A 2,657-nucleotide genomic window follows, 5' to 3' on the forward strand; every position below is an offset into this window, starting at 1 on the left:
CGCCTGCTGCGGTTGCTCTTACTTCCCACCTAGCACTACTTCCTCTGGAACTCACGTCCCAGTCTCCAGGTGTCCACGATCAAGGGGAAGGTTCAGCCCGCCCTGGAAACCCACTTTGGGCGACGGGCATCCCCAGCTGTCCGTCCTCTTCCCCCGCAAGGCATGCCGCCAGTGCGAGGACCGCATGAAGTGCACCGGCAACATCGATGGCAAAGGGCGGCACATCCTCCTGCTGCCCGAGCCCCAGCAGAAGATCCAGTCACAGGTCAGGAAAGACCAGAAGACCAGCAACTGGCAGCGGCGCTATGCCATCCGCGCAGGCTGCGAGGCCACTGTCTCAGAAACGGTCCACGCTCATGGCCTGCGCCACTGCCGCTGGAACCAACATCGTCCGACTCAGCGAATGCTTCCCGCCCGGCACCACACCGGCTTCTCCACCACGGCCACCCAGCCACTTCCAGCGGCTCTGCCAAAGGCTGACGACCTAGAGATCACCAACAGCATCCGCTCGTTGGGAGTTGGTCGAACCGGTCCTGGCGGCCTGGCGTTTCGGGCGCCGTGGCCGGGCCCGGGACTTTGGCCGACCGCCCGAGCACGACCTGCGCGACATCATGGACGCGATCTTGTACGTGGACCGTACCGGGGTTCAGTGGCGCTACCTGGCGCACGACTTCCCGCACTAGAGCACGGTCTGCGGCTACTTCGCCAGATGGCAGCAGGAAGGCGTATTCGCCCAGTTCAACGGCATGCTCAGGCAACTGTTACGGCAGGAGGAAGGACGGGAGGCTGAACCGTCGGCCTGCGTGATCGACGCGCAGAGCGTGAAAACCTCCACCAGTGTGCTCGTCTCCAGCCAGGGCATCGATGCCGGGAAGAAGATCGTCGGACGGAAGCGGAGCATCGTCACCGACACGATCGGCCTTCTCCTGGCCGTGCTGGTCACCGTAGCGAGCGTGCAGGACTCCGTGGCCGGCACCCAGCTCCTGGACAAGGTGGCCGCTGAACAACCCGGCATCCGCAAGGTGTGGGTCGACGGCGGTTACCGGCACCACCTTGTCGAGCACGCCGCCACTATCGGCATCGACATGGAAATCATTCAACGCAAACCCGGAACCATGGGATTCACTCCGGTCCCGAAGCGCTGGGTGGTTGAGCGGAGCTACGGCTGGCTCATGCTCCACCGCCGCCTGGCCCGCGACTACGAGGCCCTGCCAGCCCGCTCCGCCGCCTCATCGGCGAGAACACCATCTCCTGGCGCGATCCGACATCACCGAATCAAAGCCGCATCTCGGGATGAAACAACGGGAGAAAACGACCTCTTAAACGGCACTCAGGGTGGGTCGCCGACCTGGATCGGCGACCCACCACGAAGACCGATACGCGACAACCTCCTTATGAGGACTTAGTGACGATCCCAGCCGACTTGAACTGTGTCAGAGGCGGGCAGTAGACGTACGACCAGCCGCTGGAACGCCACGAGGAGGCTTCGATGTCGATCGTGCCATTGCCGTCCAAGCGTACGCAAAGAGCACTGGCCCGGTAGTGACCACCGTTGGCTTTGTCGCATATTGCCATTGAGCCGTTCTCGTAGTTGCTTTGATAATGGCACCCTGTCGGCCATCCTGTGGCACCTGCGGGCGCTGCAGAAGCTGCACCCTGATATCCGAGGGACAAGGCCACTGCTATACCACCAGCGACGAGCCCTGAGAAACGCTTCATTGGGATGAGTCCTTTCGTTTTACTGTCGGCTGCAGACACGTTCGGGTGAGCGCCTCACACTCAGGAGACTTTGGTCTCGATTCCGGCGGATGAGACTCTGTAAGATCCCTGACAATATGCCTTCGACCATCCGGACGACTGCCAGGGACCAACGAACTCTCTGAAAGCGCCCGTGTCCACGTCCTTGCACATTGCGAGCGCGCGGTAGTGGCCGCCGTTGGCATTTTGGCACTGCGCTACGGTCATGAGTGCAGTAACCGTCTCGTAGCTGCAATTTGTTGGCCGGCTCGCAGTACTTGCTGACGCCACAGGGAGCGATGTGAGAATAACGCCAAACGTTGCAAATCCCGTGAAAGCTATTCGCGATGCCGCGGACATTTTGACCCTCATTCTTTTGGGCTTGGCCTTCATGTTTGCTTTTGTAATGCTACTTTATGAGTGGGCCGCATGGAATGTCAATAAGGTTTCATGAATTTGAGCATTATTTGAGGGTCTCACTTTCCATGGTGGCGCAATCCTAACTGTTGGCTCAAATGTGATACTAGGCCCATAGTTGAGTGGGGGATTATTGCAACCTTCCTTTTTTGGCCAGGTGGCTGTGATTCATACCCCATCCGAAGTCGTGCCCGAAAATGGTGCGTGTCACGGTGTGCGGGCCCAATCGAGTCGTACTGCTCCAGCTGGCCTTCCGCATTTCTGCTGGTCAACAGCTTGGCGGTAGGGAGTGCACTCCAGCAGCGGCTCGGGTCCTGAGCTGCGTTATAGGTAGTGAACCTCTTTCATCCTCCGTATCCGCAGATCAGGAGGGTGTGGACGGCGGCGACGATGCGTCCGATGCGGTTGGTCGAACATCGGGCTCGACGAAGGAGGCGCCAGGTTTTCAGCTGTGCGAAGGCGCGTTCGCCAGGGGCGCGTAGTCGGGCGTGGTCCCGGTTGTA

3 pseudogenes are annotated in these 2,657 nt (G+C 60.3%); 2 read left to right on the forward strand and 1 reads right to left on the reverse strand.

Features of this window, described 5'->3' with window-relative positions:
• Nucleotides 1–115: 115 nt before the first annotated feature.
• Together ACWD11_RS35060 and ACWD11_RS35065 are read left to right on the forward strand one after the other, a co-directional pair.
• Nucleotides 116–367: pseudogene (locus ACWD11_RS35060) on the forward strand (transposase); the annotation flags it as partial.
• A 151-nt stretch (nt 368–518) separates the two neighbouring features.
• Nucleotides 519–1,229 (forward strand): annotated as a pseudogene (locus ACWD11_RS35065) (IS5 family transposase); the annotation flags it as partial.
• A gap of 1,269 nt (nt 1,230–2,498) precedes the next feature.
• Here ACWD11_RS35065 and ACWD11_RS35070 read toward each other — a convergent pair.
• Nucleotides 2,499–2,657, reverse strand: a pseudogene (locus ACWD11_RS35070) (IS5/IS1182 family transposase); the annotation flags it as partial.

The sequence above is a fragment of the Streptomyces sp. NPDC002776 genome, assembly GCF_053592195.1.